Here is a 13,578-nt window from a genome sequence, read left to right as displayed (position 1 = left end):
GCCCAAAGCGGACCTTGATTAAACAAACAACATTCAATGGCTTTATGCGCTTTTTCAGATACGAAAATGATGCTGTCATGATATCATGTGTCTACTGCGAAGGTCTAAGAACTAGACCTTCGCGTTCACGAAGTTCACGAGACACCATATTTGTAACCGCATGATGCTGTGAACCCGTCTTCGCACGCTCGTACAGAGTGTCAATGATCGTTTGTCGGAATGCAGGTTTCTCATTCATGTGAAGCAACCTTGCTCCCGCCAACCGCGCGCCTTCAAAATCGGGAGTATTTAGAATCGCATCCTGAAGAAGTAATCCTCCGAAGCCTTCTTGAGATCGCAGAATAAACGACGAGCATCTCTTCAAGATTTCTTTTTCCCAGAAGCAAGCCCTGCGCATGCTACGCGGTACTTGAACCTTTCATGAAACTCGCCTTCCAAAACGCTCTCTACATGCCTGTTCCTGATGTCATTCCTAGAAAGACCACGAAGGATTTCTTCTTCGAGACCTCGAGAAAACTCGACGCCGGAAATGCTTAGAAGCTCCAAAATAGAGGTGAGTGTGAAAGATTCATAGAGTTTCTCAACAACTGATGCTTTCAGCCCAATCCGTTTTGCTATCGCAAACGCGCGCCTTTGTCTATCGGACGACTCTGGTAACGAGGTAATCCAGAGCTGTAGAAAAGTCGTACTCGGTTTGGATTGAGACAGTATTTCTGCTATAGTCTCGTCGTCAAAAAGTGCCCCCAAAAAATGGTCTATTACTTGGATGGTTGTAAGCGCGCCATGTGCTTGAATGCGGCCAAACAGTTCAAATAACTTGAAAAAGAAGTCTGATTTTGGGGACATCTTTTCAAGACGCGAAAGATTTGCTAGCGTCTCACCAATGTAGTCGGGGCCGAGCTGCATGGATGGCGCGGCATCTGAATTTGTGAGGATTGGTTCTAGAAGTACTCTTTCCAGAACCAAAAAAATCTCATTTTTTTGGGAGTCAAAATATTGTTCTGGATGCTTTTCGATGAGATCTATGAAGTCACGGACATGCTGGGCCCGCGCCGTAGCAATAGATCGCCATAGTTCACTCTTATCTTCGATCGCGCGATCATTTTTTCTAAGAAAAGCTTCCTGCTCTATTGTTACGCGACAAGACCTCATAGTTAACACCTATGCCTGGCAAGAAACTGACGTCTTGCCCACTCAAATCAAGCCGCCCAAAATCAGCACCGGCATACATTTCTTGTGGTAAGAAGCCAGCCAAGCGGGCCAATTCGGCAAGGCTGGTTACCTCGGAACTAAGGATATCCTCAACTGTACGGAGCAACTTAGTCATGGAGTGGCACTAACATTTCGGACACAGTCATCTCAGAGAACACGTCTGATAGATTACCCACCCTCAGACCCTCGTTTAGCAGCTCAGTGCGGATATAGCTTTCTGCAGCTTTCAGACGAATATCGTGCCCACTTCTCCTTCGAGCAGCCTTTTCCTCTTGGTCGTCTTTGAACCTAATGTCCCGAATGTGAAGGTCTTCCCTTAGACATCTAACCTCAATCGCGGCTACTGGTGGTAAGCCTCGCTCAATATCTTTTTGGCGAAGCCGTTCATCCCGCTTGTCAATGAGTTGGAAGCGAGGTTCTTCAACAGCGTTCCAAAGTGACCCTTGCAGTGTGCCTTCATAGTCGCCTGACACACGCCAACAATGAAATCCATCCTTCGACTGGCCATGCAGCGTATGCATTACATGAATTACTTGAGTATCTGCGCTTGTTGCATCGCTGGAAATCGCGGCCTCACCCGAAACGTTTAGATCGACCTTTGGCTTGGATCCGAAGATGCCTATCGCGCCACTTATACCGCCCTTCACTTTTTTGGCCTGTTTGCGCTCTTGTGTAATCGGAGCTTTTGGCGGCGTCATAGCGACAGTCCGAGGGTCAGCTTTGAATAGATCTTTACTGCTGGACAGGACTATAACCACTTCACATTTCTTCAGTGAAATTCGAAATCGTACATTTGCCTCAGGTTCTGATCCTAAGCGTTCCTCCTGAAATGCAACATTAGCATGGAGAGAATACTTACCTGACTGCCCTTCTACGGGATCAAACCAAGCATTTATGACCGCCATTTGGCGGAGGGATTTGTGGGTGTTGTTCTCCAAAGTAGATCTCGCACATCCAAATTTCTAAACTACAGAACACATATAGGTGCCGTGTAGCAAGCTTTACTAGTACCTTTGCACCAGCAGGGAAGGTTGGCCGTCGCCCATTGGTGCGTAAGTGATAACTTACGGAACGACAACGCGACCCAACAGATTTAGGATGGGGGTGCGGTGCACCAGTCAGGTGTGAATTCAGTCCTGCGGAAAGCTGTCTTACCGACTTTGCAAAGTCTGCTTTCTGCGCGTAGCTGCCGCTGTCCACAGCGCTGCATCCTGTAAAACGGGTGCAAACCGGAACTCAACCGATAAAAAACCCCGGCGCTTGCGCACCGGGGCAGTTACATAACCGAGGGAGGTTGGTTAATTCTTACCAGTCTGTCGGGCCTTTTTCGGCAAAGGCGTGGACCAGGAAATCGATGAACGCACGGACCTTGGGCTGCGTGAAGCGACCGGGCGGGTAAACCGCATAGATGCCTTGCGTTTCCATCGGCAAATCAGGGATCGCATCCGCAACCAGGCCTTGCTCCAGCGCGTCGGCATAGAGGAAGCTGGGTAGATACGCGATGCCAAGGCCCGAGATGGCCGCATTCAGCAACGACTGCCCGTCATTCACGCTCAGCCACCCGGCCGTGCGGACCTGGCGCTTTTCACCCGACGGGGCGGTCAGCTTCCACACGTTGCCCGAGGATTGATTGGAATAGTGCAGCAGCTTGTGCTCGTTCAGATCGTCAATCTTTTCCGGACGGCCATATTGCTCGAAATACTTGGGCGAGGCGATCATGCGCTTCGTCGTTTCGGTCAACTTGCGGGCCCGCAGGGTGCTGTCTTCCAGCTCACCAATGCGGATGGCCATGTCGAACCCTTCGGAAATCAGCTCAACATAGCGGTTGTTCAGCACCATGTTCACCGTGATGTCCGGGAAATCAGCCAGGAATTCGGACAGGCGTGGCGACAAGTGATTGACCCCGAAATCCGTTGCAACCGAGATACGCAAAAGACCAGAGGGGGCGGATTGCATGGATGTGACAAGGGAATCCGCCTCACCGGCATCATTGAGAACGCGGCGGGCCCGGTCGTAGTAAGCGAGGCCAATCTCGGTCGGGCTGACACGCCGTGTGGTGCGGTTCAACAGTCGGGCGCCAAGCCGAGCCTCCAGCGACGACACGTGCTTTGAGACGGCAGATTTCGAAATCCCCATCTTCTTTGCCGCGTCGGTAAAGCCACCCTGGTCCACGACCGTGGCAAATGCTTCCATCTCGGTAAGGCGATCCATGCCTGCTGCCTCTCAATCCATGCGTTGTTGAGGCTCAGGTATGGTGGCGAATAAAGGCACGATCTGGGCGAGGGTTGGATAATATCGGGGTGATTGCAGGGATCGTTCATGGCATGGAAACGATCTGTTAACCCTCAGGTCGCGATATCCGCGCTCCAGCTTTGGAAGGTTTCGGCCTCTTGCTGCAGCGGGGCATTGTCCGTCCCACCGATCAAAAGGAAGCCATAGCCGGGCGTGTTCCAACGGGCCAGTTCCATACCTTCGGCCTGTCCCATGTTCACCGGTTTCGCATCGGAACCGGCGGGAATGATGCACAAAGCCACAGGCGTGCCGTCAGTGCGGGTAAAGGCAATCTGGATCAGCGGTTTGTCATTGAAGCCCAGCACCTGTGCGCGTTTGAATGTCAGGCCCTCGGCTTGTGGCAATCCGCTCACGTCCAGTCCCAGCGCGTCAGATACGTTCGCCAATTGCAGCGCCGCTTCGGAAGAAGACGGATCAGCAAGGACCAATGTGTCAGGCGTATACAGTGCCTGGTAAGAGGCAACAAAACTCACCCACCCCTTGGGCGCGGGCTCCGGCGTGCCAAATCCGGTGAACATCGCCACGGCCAATCCGGCGGCCAGCCCTGTTGCGAAGGTGCCTACGCCCCATGCCCAACGTCCCCGCGGGGCTGGCGCGGGGGCCACTGCCGGTTCGGGCATGGCGGGCATTGGCGGTGCGTCCTGCAAGAGTGCTTCATAGGCTTCGGCAATCGGAACCAGCGGCACATCAAGTGCGGCAAGCTGATCGACCAAGGCGGCGTCATGCTCCAGCGCGGCTTCGATCTCGGCGTGCAGGGCATCGTCCGCTTCCCCATCCAGGAAAGCGGTCAATTCCTCGTCCGAAAAGGCTCGCACGTCCGTCATTGCACCTTCGCCTTGTCCTCGGCCATCTCGGAGTTCAGCCGCTTGCGGGCAGCGGCCAGTCGGCTCATCACAGTGCCGATGGGAATCTCCATTATTTCAGCCGCTTCCTTGTAGGCGTACCCTTCAACATAAACCAGAACCACCGCCTGACGCTGGGCCTCTGGCAGTGCGTTCACTCTATTCAACACGTCACGTGCCAGAATATTCGTTTCTGGTTCAGGTTTTTTGTCAGGAAGGTCGATTTCTTCCACCGGGACCAATCCGCCCCCCGTCCGCACCTTGCGCGAGCGCAGCTCGTTCAGCCACACGCGTTGTGCCATGCGGAACATCCAGCGATCCAGATGCGTGCCCGGTTCGAACTGATCAGCCTTGTCGAGCGCGCGCAGACACGTGGTCTGCACCAGGTCATCGGCCCAATCCCGCCGACCGGTCAGCGCAACGGCATAGCGCCAAAGCCGGGGATATACGGCTGGGATGCCGTCCCGGACGATACTGACAGAGTTTTGAGACGAGGTGCGAATTGAAATTGTCCCGACGTGCTACACTTGGTGCTTACCCACCATGCCCCGGAGGAGAATAGAAATGAAATCATTTGTCAAAGCCGTGACTTTTGCAACATTGCTTGCTGCGCCTGTCTTTGCACAAGATACGCCGGCACCAGCCGATGCCAAGGTCTATTTCGTCAACATATCCGACGGCGACACGCTGTCGTCACCGGTCACTGTGATCTTTGGTCTGGACGGCATGGGCGTCGCCCCCGCCGGGACGGAAAAGGAGAACACGGGCCACCACCACCTGCTGCTCAACCGTCCACCACTGGGCGAGGGACCGGAAGGGGCGGACGAGTTGGCCTATGGTCTGCCCACCGATGGCAATCACATCCACTTCGGCGGCGGACAAACGCAGGTGACGCTTGACCTGCCAGCCGGTCAGCACACGATGCAGTTGGTGATGGGCGATCTGAACCACGTGCCACATGCAACGCCCATCACAAGTGACGTGATCACGATTACGGTCGAATGAGCATCTTGCTGACCAAGGCGGACATTACGTCCGCCTTACGGGCGTCTGGCAGGTCTTGATCCGCCTTACAGCGTTGCAGCCAGCCGTGTGCCTTGATCAATCGCGCGCTTGGCGTCCAGTTCTGCGGCCACGTCTGCGCCACCAATCACGTGGCAAGAGATGCCTGCTGCTTCCAGTGCATCCGCCAAGGATCGCTCGGGCAGTTGTCCTGCGCACAGGATGATGTCGTCGGCTTCGATCAATGTCGGGTTCTCGCGCGCGTCCCCGAAGGAGACGTGCAGGCCCTTGTCGTCGATGCGCTCGTAGTTCACGCCGCCGACAAATTCGACATCCTTCATCTTGAGAGCGGCACGGTGAATCCAGCCGGTTGTCTTGCCCAGCCGCTTGCCGTGTTTCTCGGCCTTGCGTTGCAGCAAGGTCACCGCGCGGGCGGGGGCGTCGGGTTGCGGTCCCTGCGGGGACAAGCCGCTGCGATGTTCCTCGGTGTCTGCGACACCCCATTCCTTCATCCATTCGGGCAGGTTCTCGGTCGGGCTTTCGCCTTCGTGGACGAGGTATTCCGAGACATCGAACCCGATGCCCCCGGCACCGATGACAGCAACCTTCTTGCCCGTGTCCACCTTGTGGCGCAGCAGGTCGATATAGGAGTGCACGTTGTCGCCATCTTGGCCGGGGATGTCCGGATCGCGGGGCAGGACGCCGGTGGCGATGATGACCTCGTCATATCCCTTGAGCGTGTCGACGGTTGCCTCGGTGTTCAGGTGCACGGTGATCCCGACCTCTGCCACCATGTTGCGATACCAGTCGACGAAGCCCCAGAACTCCTCCTTGCCCGGCACTTGCTTGGCCATGTTGAGCTGTCCGCCAATTTCGTCGGCGCGGTCGAAAATGGTCACTTCGTGCCCGCGCTCGGCGGCGGTCAAAGCGGTGGACAGCCCTGCCGGTCCCGCGCCCACGATGGCGACGGTTTTCTTGGTGTCCGCGGGGGCCACGACCAGTTCGGTTTCATAGCATGCGCGCGGGTTGACGAGGCACGAGCTGATCTTGCCCGAGAAGGTGTGGTCCAGGCACGCCTGATTGCAGGCGATGCAGGGCGCGATGTGAGCCGCCTTGTCTTCAATCGCTTTTCTGACGAAATGCGGGTCGGCAAGCATGGGGCGGGCCATCGACACCATGTCGGCGCAGCCTGTGGCCAGAACCTCTTCGGCCACTTCGGGCGTGTTGATGCGGTTGGATGTGATGAGGGGGATCGAGACCTTGCCCATCAGTTTCTTGGTCACCCACGCAAAGGCTGCGCGAGGCACGGAGGTGGCGATGGTGGGAATGCGCGCTTCGTGCCAACCGATGCCGGTGTTGATGATCGTGGCGCCTGCTTTCTCGATCTCTTGGGCGAGTTGCACGACCTCTTCAAAGGTCGAGCCGTTGGGCACAAGGTCGATCATCGACAAGCGGTAGATGATGATGAAGTCTGTGCCCACGGCCTCGCGCGTCCGGCGCACCACTTCGATGGGCAGGCGCATGCGGTTCTCATCAAGAGCCGCCCCAGCGGTCCTCGCGTTTGTTGGTGTGGGTGACGAGGAACTGGTTGAGGAAATACCCTTCGGAGCCCATGATCTCGACCCCGTCATAGCCTGCTTCCTTGGCGCGGGCCGCGGTGGCGACGATGTCGCTGATCTGCTTTTCGATACCTTCTTCGTCCAGCTCGGCGGGCGGGAAGGGGGAGATGGGGGATTTCACGGGCGAGGGGGCGACGCACATCGGCCCATAGGCATAGCGGCCTGCGTGCAGGATCTGCATCGCGATCTTGCCGCCGTTGTCGTGGACACGGTCGGTGACGATCTTGTGGTTGGCCACCTCTTCGTCGTTGGACAGCATGGCCGCACCGGGAAGCACGGAGCCTTCGAGGTTCGGGCCAATGCCGCCTGTCACCATCAGGCCAACTTCGCCCCTTGCCCGTTCGGCGTAGAACTCGGCGACGCGGTTCCAATCCTTGGTCTCTTCCAGCCCGGTGTGCATGGAGCCCATGAGCACGCGGTTCTTCAGGGTCGTGAACCCGAGGTCCAGCGGTGCGAGCATGTGTGGATAGGCTGTCATGGTGTCCTCCCGAGCGTGTGTTCTCTTGGTTTCAGACATAGATCGTGTGATGTCACGCGCAACGCGGCGTCATGCGAGGACGGGTGTCCCCGCGGGGACAGGTTTGTGCGGTTTTTTGCTCTTGTCACAGCCTGTTGGGGGTGCGTGCAAATATGGGACGCGCAGAGGCCCGGTTTCTTGCCATCGGCATAATGGAACGGACGGTAAAGTGATGGAGGAGGCAACGGGTATGCACGTGCGTGACATGATCGCGGGCGAGGCGGATGCGCTGGGGCGGGTCATGTTTCGAGCGATTCACGATGGATACAGCGACTACACCAAGGCCCAGAGGATTGCGTGGTGTGCCATGCCGCCTGAGGGCGAGGGCTGGGCCGCGAAACTTGCGGCGCAAGATGTTCGTGTGGCCGAAGCGTTGGGCGCACCCGTGGGCTTCATCAGCCGCGACCGCGCGTATGTCGATCTGGCCTTTGTCCTGCCGGAGTGGCAGGGGCGTGGCGTGTTTTCGATGCTGTATGACAGAACCGAAGCGGACGCCCGTGCGGCGGGGCTGCATCGTTTGTGGGTGCATGCGTCGCTGATGGCCCAGCCTGTATTTGCCGCCGGAGGTTTTGCCGTCGTGCGCCATGAGGCGGTCGCGCGGCACGGGGAAATACTGGCCCGCGCAGAGATGGAAAAAGTGTTTGATGGACTGACCTAGAGCAGATGTGTGGCGATCAATGCTGCGGCCATCAGTAGGCTTGTCGGAACCTAGCACGAGATGGATTTGATCTTAGTTTCAAACGCGGGCCCCAAATATGAACAACTGTTCGTCTCTCGGATGCCGTGCCTGTCCGCATAGAACCCAAGATGTCGCCTTGTTGTAGAGCAGCTAAGGTTCGGTTTAGACCTGTTGCGTATGGTCAGACTAATTTGCAATTGTTGGCTATGACGCGTGACCCTAAACTCACCTACCCATTGTTCGTGATCGAAAGTAGCCGCTCCAATGAGTTCACGGGGTACAAAGTGATAAGAAATCGCTTTGACTTCACCGTTTTTGGGAGAGTTCCAAATTCCGCCAAATACACAAACGGATATCTCTTCGATTGCAACGGGCGCCGTTACACCTATGAGGGCGCAGCAGGATGGCCGAGGTTCAGCCCTGCACTCTGCAAAATCCTCGATAACATACTTCTTCCGGGCCTTGTTTCTAAGATTTTGGAGGCAGCGATCTATTTTGGGCCAAAGCCAGTTGCACTGAGCGAGCCTAATCTGGAAGAGTTCAAGTCAATGGTGGTGTCTTCCATTGAGGAATATGAAGGCAAACCCCAGCAACAACTCAGAAAAGCAATCGCGAGCAAAGGTAGCTTTCGTGAGGTCATCGGAAGGATTGAGTGGTGGATTTATCACGGCGACATCCGTGATCCTGACGGTCATCCTGATGATAGTCCCGAATACAGCCCGTGAAATAAGATCACAGCACTAACATGTTCTTCCGATCGAAAGCCGTCATTGGTGCAACCGCAGCAAAAGGGCAGCTTCGTCCGCACAGCCGACTGTTTTTCAAGAATGGAAACGAAAACACCCTCTTCACATCGCTCGGAGAATAGTATTTTCCGGCTCAGGAACTGCCGGAGACACCCAAGATGACCCCCGAAGAGATCGAGAAGCTGCCCTATCGCAAGAATGTGGGGGTCATGGTGATGAATGGGGATGGCCTTGTCTGGGTGGGCCAGCGCCGGGACCGGTACAGGGAGGCCTGGCAGATGCCGCAGGGCGGTGTTGACAAGGGCGAGGATGCGCGGACGGCGGCATTGCGGGAGTTGGAGGAGGAAACCTCGATCTCTGCCGCTTTGGTCGACGTGGTGGCCGAGACCGCCGATTGGCTGCCTTATGAATTGCCCCATGACCTGATCCCGCAGCTGTGGAAGGGCAAGTATCGGGGGCAAAAGCAGAAGTGGTTCCTGCTGCGCTTCAACGGGTCGGATGACCAGATTGATCTGGAGACTGCGCATCCAGAGTTTTCCAACTGGAAGTGGATGACCCCGGCAGAGTTGCCGGAGGCGATCGTGCCCTTCAAGCGCGATGTTTATATGCGGGTTCTGGCGGAATTCGCGCCGCATTTGTGAGTGCTATTGCATAACAGGCGGTGGCGTCCCCAGATCGGTGGCATGGTTTCGATGAAAGGTCTGCCCATGTTGCGCGTTCTGAGTGTTGTTCTGGCCTGTGCCCCGCTGCCCGCCCTTGCCCTGTCCTGTATGCCGCATGGCGTGACCAACGCCTATCAGGAGGCGGCGGAGGCGGAAGAGGGGTATGTGCCGGTCTTGGGTACGCTCGACTTCGACAAGGACCTGTTGCCGGAAATGGACCTGTCAGGCCAAAGCGAGGTGCCGCCGGTGACCCTGATCCCGGCGACCTTCAAGGGCGATGCCCTGACCGTGCGGGGGTGAGTCAGCCCTTTGAGACGGATGTGGTGCTTGAGGTGCAGTGCTTTGGCCCTTGGTGCCCGCAACCGCAGCCGGGTGAGATGCTGGGTTTCCTGCGCCAGACGGACCACAGCTATGTGCTGCACACCAATGCCTGTGGCGGGTTCCTGTTTGGACGTCCGACACAGGAACAGGTCGAGCAGGTCAAAGACTGTCTGGGCGGTCGGTCTTGTGAGGCGCGTAAGCTGCCTTAGGGGTCGATAACCGGGATGTGCGGGGCCAAATCGCGGTCATAGCCGTGGGCCACGCGCGGATCGTCCGCGATTTCGATCCTGCGTCCTATCGGCGTGAAGCCTGAGCGTTGGTAGAACCCAAGGGCTTGCGGGCTGTCCATTGTGCAGGTGTGCAGGTGGAAGCGCTTGATGCCCCGGTCAAAGGCCTCTCTGATCGCTTGATCCATCAGGAACGCGCCTGCTCCGGACCCGATCAGCGCGGGTGTCAGCCCGAAATAGTCGAGCTCGCACTGGCCCTCTACGCTGAAGTCCAATTCCAGCAGCGCTTCGGGCTGCCCGTCTTTTTCAAGTGTGAAGAGACCGGTTTTCTCGTCATTGAGAATGTCCGACAGCTTTTGCTTGTCCATGAGCGTGCGCCCGAACCAGAGCCAAGGCGCGCCAACCCGGCGGAACAGCTCGAGATAGGCGGTCGTGTCCCGTGACAGCGTGGTGAAGGTCAGTCCGTCGGGGCAGGGCACGCCGCGAAATTGCGGCGTGGTCATTTCGAGATCGGTGACCACCATTGCCACCTTGCCCGGTGGCACATTGTAGTGGCCGTTTTCCAGCATCAGAGAAGACCGGCAGACGCAAATTGCTGTTTCATGTCGATCTGCGGGCGGGGGCCGATATGGCTGATCACTTCGGCGGCGCAGAGGTTGCCCATGCGTCCAGCCGTGTGCAACCCTGCCCCTGTGGCGAGGCCATAGATGAACCCGGCGGCGAACTGGTCGCCTGCGCCCGTGGCGTCCACTGGGGTGATCGTCTCGACCGGGATGTCGTGGCGTTCGCCGTTGCCGATGATGGTGACCCCATCGCCGGACTTGGTGCAGACCAGCAGGTCGATCATGTCGGCTGTCTTGTTCAGCGCCGTTTCGAGGTCGTCGATCTCGAACAGGGATTTGATCTCGTGTTCGTTGCCGATGACGAAATCCAGCTCGTTCCCGATCATGTCGAGGAAGTCAGGCCGGTGCCGGTCGACGCAGAAGGGGTCAGAAATGGCGATGCCTGCCTTGCCGCCTGCGCTACGGGTGAGGCGGGAGGCTTGGCGAAAGGCCTCTTTTCCCTTGTCCTTGTCGAAGAGGTAGCCTTCGAGGAACATGATTTCGGCTTGGCTGGCAACCTCTTCGGGAACGTCATCGGGGCCAAGCTCGGTCGAGATGCCGAGATAGGTGTTCAGTGACCGTTCGCCGTCGGGTGTGACGAAGATCATGCAGCGGGAGGTGGGCAATTCACCGTCGGGGATCGGGGCGTTGACGAAATCGGTGCCGCTTTCGGCCATCGACTCTGCATAGAAGCGCCCGAGCGCGTCGTCATGGACCCGCCCGATGAACGCTGTGGGCAGACCCAGCGCACCGACGCCCGCGATGGTGTTGGCCACCGCCCCACCCGGTGTTTGCAGCCGTTCGGTCATGGAGGCGTAGAGCACCTCGCCCCGGTCCTGTTCGATCAGCTGCATGATCCCCTTCTCGATCCCCATGAGGTCGAGAAAGCTGTCATCGGCATGGGTGATCACATCGACAACGGCGTTGCCGATGCCAGCGAGCGTGTATTTGGTCATTCGGTTTTGTCCTCAAACGGGCAGAGATCTTTGATGATGCAGGTGGGGCATTGCGGTTTGCGCGCTTTGCAGTGGTAGCGCCCGTGCAGGATCATCCAGTGGTGGGCGTGCAGCTGGAAATCAGCTGGAATGTTGTCTTCGATGGCGCGCTCAACGGCGTCGACCGTTTTGCCTGGTGCTATGCCAGTGCGGTTGCCGAGGCGGAAGATGTGGGTATCGACGGCCTGCGCCGGGTGGCTCCACCACATGTTCAGAACGACATTGGCCGTCTTGCGCCCCACGCCGGGCAGTGATTGCAGGGCGGCGCGGCTGTTGGGCACTTCGCCGCCGTAGTCGTCGACGAGGATCTGCGACAGCTTCATCACGTTCTTGGCCTTTTGGCGGAAGAGGCCGATGGTTTTGATATGCTCGGTCAGTCCTTCGAGACCCAGATCGAGCATCTTTTGCGGCGTGTCGGCGATCTGGAAGAGCGCCTTGGTTGCCTTGTTCACGCCCGCATCTGTAGCCTGCGCCGACAGCGCCACAGCCACGACGAGTGTGTAGACGTTGACGTGCTCCAGCTCACCCTTGGGTTCTGGGTCCGCCTCTTGGAAGCGGGTGAAGATCTGCCGGATCGTATGGTAGTCGAGCTGTTTTGCCATGGCGCGGGGTTATGGTGGAGATTTGAAGAGTGGGCAAGCCATGGTTGCGGTGTCCGCACCGTCGTGCGGGTGCGGATATCGGGTCATCGCTGCTTGTGCGTGTTGCCCCCTCCGGGATGACCGGGTCAGCCGACGATCAGTTGCTTGAGTTGCAGCGCTTCGTGTTCCAGTTCGTTCAGGCGGAAGTTGATCACGTCACCAATGGTGATCATGCCCATCAGCTTGCCGCCCTTAACCACGGGCATGTGCCGGAAATGCCCTTCGGACATGCGCCGCAGCACCTTGATCAATGTGTCTTCGGGCTCGCATGTCACGACGTCGCGCGTCATGTTCTCGGCCACGGTTTGGGGCAGTGTCTGACCCGGGGTTTCGGCCAGTTTGCGCACGATGTCGCGTTCCGACAGGATGCCAGCGAGTGCGTGACTGGCGTCCACCACGATCAACGCCCCGATGCGCTTGTCACGGAGAATGCCGACGGCGGTGGCAATCGTGTCGGTTTCAGCAATCGCGATCGCGTCGCTGCCCTTGCTTTGGAGCAGGTGTTCGACCCGGGCGGTTTCTGTTGTCATGTTGGATGACACCGACTGGCTTGCATGTTTGTCCTTGGCTTTGTCGCCAACCATTGGGGCCTGATATGATGCGGGCATGTCTGGAGGTCCTTTTTACTGACGATGCAAACAGTGTCTTTTTTCACGGTAGCAAAAAGTGCGGCAGGGCCGAATGAAATTCGCGCTTCGGTAGATCATCGCCGGGATTGCGCAGTAGGTGGTTATAGTTCGCTACTGACTCGAGATGGATATGCGCCACCAAGGTGGTCGACCGCCCCGGTAGGAATGCGCGGTTGGCACCAGATCGTTGCGTCCAGTGTCGTCGAATGCACCGACCAGCAAAGCGATCACCGGGTCGTCGTCGATCGCACCCAGTGTGCTGCCGCAGGTCGGGCAAAAGGCACGGCTGGAATAGTCTGACGAGCGGTAGGTTGCCGGTGCCCCGACCGCGCCGGTCCACGACACTTTGTCCGCGGCAAACTCCACCCAAGCTGTTGTCAGCGCTCCGCTATGGCGTTGACACATCTTGCAGGAACAGGTGTGTGGTTTGAGGGCTGGGCCAGTTGCCTCGAACCGGATGGCGCCGCAGAGGCATCCGCCTGTGTGAACGGCTATGTCAGACATGATGTCCCCCTTGTGGTTCGAGTAATAGCAGTGCTTGAGGCATATTTGGGAGCGGACCTGTACAGGTCCAAGTCAGCGGCGCTAGTTC

General features: G+C 57.7%; 16 protein-coding genes and 1 pseudogene. 6 read left to right on the top strand and 11 right to left on the bottom strand.

All coding sequences use genetic code 11. The annotated features are described in order from the left end of the window. Nucleotides 1-360 precede the first annotated feature (360 nt). The 5 genes from ACZ1HN_RS22465 to ACZ1HN_RS22445 all read right to left on the bottom strand — a co-directional run bounded on the left by ACZ1HN_RS22465 (nucleotide 361) and on the right by ACZ1HN_RS22445 (nucleotide 4,804). A complete protein-coding gene (locus ACZ1HN_RS22465) occupies nucleotides 361-1,152 on the bottom strand; it encodes a hypothetical protein (RefSeq protein WP_472729100.1) in 792 nt (263 codons plus the stop codon). A gap of 167 nt (nucleotides 1,153-1,319) precedes the next feature. After that, nucleotides 1,320-2,150, bottom strand: a complete 831-nt coding sequence (locus ACZ1HN_RS22460; protein WP_472729099.1) for a hypothetical protein — start codon at nucleotides 2,148-2,150, stop codon at nucleotides 1,320-1,322. 367 nt (nucleotides 2,151-2,517) lie between these two features. Continuing rightward, nucleotides 2,518-3,423 carry a LysR family transcriptional regulator gene (locus tag ACZ1HN_RS22455; RefSeq protein ID WP_299207672.1) on the bottom strand — a complete coding sequence of 302 codons (906 nt, stop codon included), beginning with the start codon at nucleotides 3,421-3,423 and terminating at the stop codon, nucleotides 2,518-2,520. Between the two features lie 134 nt (nucleotides 3,424-3,557). Beyond that, nucleotides 3,558-4,328: an anti-sigma factor family protein gene (locus ACZ1HN_RS22450; RefSeq protein ID WP_472729098.1), complete on the bottom strand. Its 771-nt coding sequence runs from the start codon at nucleotides 4,326-4,328 to the stop codon at nucleotides 3,558-3,560. After that, on the bottom strand, nucleotides 4,325-4,804 hold the full coding sequence (locus ACZ1HN_RS22445) for an RNA polymerase sigma factor (protein ID WP_299207993.1): 480 nt from the start codon (nucleotides 4,802-4,804) through the stop codon (nucleotides 4,325-4,327). Before ACZ1HN_RS22445 ends, ACZ1HN_RS22450 begins: the two co-directional genes overlap by 4 nt. A gap of 106 nt (nucleotides 4,805-4,910) precedes the next feature. Between ACZ1HN_RS22445 and ACZ1HN_RS22440 the strand changes: the two genes are divergently transcribed. Beyond that, entirely contained in the window at nucleotides 4,911-5,351 is a 441-nt protein-coding gene (locus ACZ1HN_RS22440) for a DUF4399 domain-containing protein (RefSeq protein WP_472729097.1), read from the top strand. 65 nt (nucleotides 5,352-5,416) lie between these two features. Here ACZ1HN_RS22440 and ACZ1HN_RS22435 read toward each other — a convergent pair. Then, a pseudogene (locus tag ACZ1HN_RS22435) lies at nucleotides 5,417-7,445 on the bottom strand (FAD-dependent oxidoreductase). A 211-nt stretch (nucleotides 7,446-7,656) separates the two neighbouring features. On the opposite strand from ACZ1HN_RS22435, the gene ACZ1HN_RS22430 reads away from it, so the two are divergent. The 5 genes from ACZ1HN_RS22430 to ACZ1HN_RS22410 all read left to right on the top strand — a co-directional run bounded on the left by ACZ1HN_RS22430 (nucleotide 7,657) and on the right by ACZ1HN_RS22410 (nucleotide 10,101). Next, on the top strand, nucleotides 7,657-8,142 hold the full coding sequence (locus tag ACZ1HN_RS22430; protein WP_299773063.1) for a GNAT family N-acetyltransferase: 486 nt from the start codon (nucleotides 7,657-7,659) through the stop codon (nucleotides 8,140-8,142). Nucleotides 8,143-8,369: 227 nt separating this feature from the next. Continuing rightward, entirely contained in the window at nucleotides 8,370-8,888 is a 519-nt protein-coding gene (locus ACZ1HN_RS22425; RefSeq protein ID WP_472729096.1) for a hypothetical protein, read from the top strand. A gap of 179 nt (nucleotides 8,889-9,067) precedes the next feature. Beyond that, on the top strand, nucleotides 9,068-9,550 hold the full coding sequence (locus tag ACZ1HN_RS22420; RefSeq protein ID WP_472729095.1) for an RNA pyrophosphohydrolase: 483 nt from the start codon (nucleotides 9,068-9,070) through the stop codon (nucleotides 9,548-9,550). A 42-nt stretch (nucleotides 9,551-9,592) separates the two neighbouring features. Continuing rightward, entirely contained in the window at nucleotides 9,593-9,871 is a 279-nt protein-coding gene (locus tag ACZ1HN_RS22415) for a hypothetical protein (RefSeq protein ID WP_472729094.1), read from the top strand. Then, nucleotides 9,868-10,101, top strand: a complete 234-nt coding sequence (locus ACZ1HN_RS22410) for a hypothetical protein (protein ID WP_472729093.1) — start codon at nucleotides 9,868-9,870, stop codon at nucleotides 10,099-10,101. The genes ACZ1HN_RS22415 and ACZ1HN_RS22410 overlap by 4 nt, the downstream gene beginning before the upstream one ends. Here ACZ1HN_RS22410 and ACZ1HN_RS22405 read toward each other — a convergent pair. The 5 genes from ACZ1HN_RS22405 to ACZ1HN_RS22385 all read right to left on the bottom strand — a co-directional run bounded on the left by ACZ1HN_RS22405 (nucleotide 10,098) and on the right by ACZ1HN_RS22385 (nucleotide 13,490). After that, on the bottom strand, nucleotides 10,098-10,688 hold the full coding sequence (locus tag ACZ1HN_RS22405; protein ID WP_299599948.1) for a GNAT family N-acetyltransferase: 591 nt from the start codon (nucleotides 10,686-10,688) through the stop codon (nucleotides 10,098-10,100). The genes ACZ1HN_RS22410 and ACZ1HN_RS22405 overlap by 4 nt on opposite strands. After that, the gene (locus tag ACZ1HN_RS22400) at nucleotides 10,688-11,677 is read right to left on the bottom strand and encodes an adenosine kinase (RefSeq protein WP_299744595.1); all 990 of its coding nucleotides are present in this window, start codon (nucleotides 11,675-11,677) and stop codon (nucleotides 10,688-10,690) included. The genes ACZ1HN_RS22405 and ACZ1HN_RS22400 overlap by 1 nt, the downstream gene beginning before the upstream one ends. Continuing rightward, nucleotides 11,674-12,318, bottom strand: a complete 645-nt coding sequence (nth, locus tag ACZ1HN_RS22395) for an endonuclease III (protein WP_472729092.1) — start codon at nucleotides 12,316-12,318, stop codon at nucleotides 11,674-11,676. Before nth ends, ACZ1HN_RS22400 begins: the two co-directional genes overlap by 4 nt. Before the next feature lie 125 nt (nucleotides 12,319-12,443). Further along, nucleotides 12,444-12,965 carry a CBS domain-containing protein gene (locus ACZ1HN_RS22390; RefSeq protein WP_299701681.1) on the bottom strand — a complete coding sequence of 174 codons (522 nt, stop codon included), beginning with the start codon at nucleotides 12,963-12,965 and terminating at the stop codon, nucleotides 12,444-12,446. Nucleotides 12,966-13,097: 132 nt separating this feature from the next. Beyond that, nucleotides 13,098-13,490, bottom strand: a complete 393-nt coding sequence (locus ACZ1HN_RS22385; protein WP_299599944.1) for a GFA family protein — start codon at nucleotides 13,488-13,490, stop codon at nucleotides 13,098-13,100. Nucleotides 13,491-13,578 lie beyond the last annotated feature (88 nt).

It is taken from the genome of Tateyamaria sp. GN1-10 (genome assembly GCF_055693845.1).
This window is presented reverse-complemented; position numbering and strand designations above follow the sequence as displayed.

Bases quoted from the DNA above. Each gene is read 5' to 3' on its own strand.
- ACZ1HN_RS22385 (WP_299599944.1), bottom strand. From the start codon at position 13,490: ATGTCTGACATAGCCGTTCACACAGGCGGATGCCTCTGCGGCGCCATC.
- nth (WP_472729092.1), bottom strand. From the start codon at position 12,318: ATGGCAAAACAGCTCGACTACCATACGATCCGGCAGATCTTCACCCGC.
- ACZ1HN_RS22440 (WP_472729097.1), top strand. From the start codon at position 4,911: ATGAAATCATTTGTCAAAGCCGTGACTTTTGCAACATTGCTTGCTGCG.
- ACZ1HN_RS22420 (WP_472729095.1), top strand. From the start codon at position 9,068: ATGACCCCCGAAGAGATCGAGAAGCTGCCCTATCGCAAGAATGTGGGG.
- ACZ1HN_RS22430 (WP_299773063.1), top strand. From the start codon at position 7,657: ATGGAGGAGGCAACGGGTATGCACGTGCGTGACATGATCGCGGGCGAG.
- ACZ1HN_RS22415 (WP_472729094.1), top strand. From the start codon at position 9,593: ATGGTTTCGATGAAAGGTCTGCCCATGTTGCGCGTTCTGAGTGTTGTT.
- ACZ1HN_RS22400 (WP_299744595.1), bottom strand. From the start codon at position 11,677: ATGACCAAATACACGCTCGCTGGCATCGGCAACGCCGTTGTCGATGTG.
- ACZ1HN_RS22390 (WP_299701681.1), bottom strand. From the start codon at position 12,965: ATGCCCGCATCATATCAGGCCCCAATGGTTGGCGACAAAGCCAAGGAC.
- ACZ1HN_RS22455 (WP_299207672.1), bottom strand. From the start codon at position 3,423: ATGGATCGCCTTACCGAGATGGAAGCATTTGCCACGGTCGTGGACCAG.
- ACZ1HN_RS22405 (WP_299599948.1), bottom strand. From the start codon at position 10,688: ATGCTGGAAAACGGCCACTACAATGTGCCACCGGGCAAGGTGGCAATG.
- ACZ1HN_RS22450 (WP_472729098.1), bottom strand. From the start codon at position 4,328: ATGACGGACGTGCGAGCCTTTTCGGACGAGGAATTGACCGCTTTCCTG.
- ACZ1HN_RS22465 (WP_472729100.1), bottom strand. From the start codon at position 1,152: ATGAGGTCTTGTCGCGTAACAATAGAGCAGGAAGCTTTTCTTAGAAAA.
- ACZ1HN_RS22425 (WP_472729096.1), top strand. From the start codon at position 8,370: ATGACGCGTGACCCTAAACTCACCTACCCATTGTTCGTGATCGAAAGT.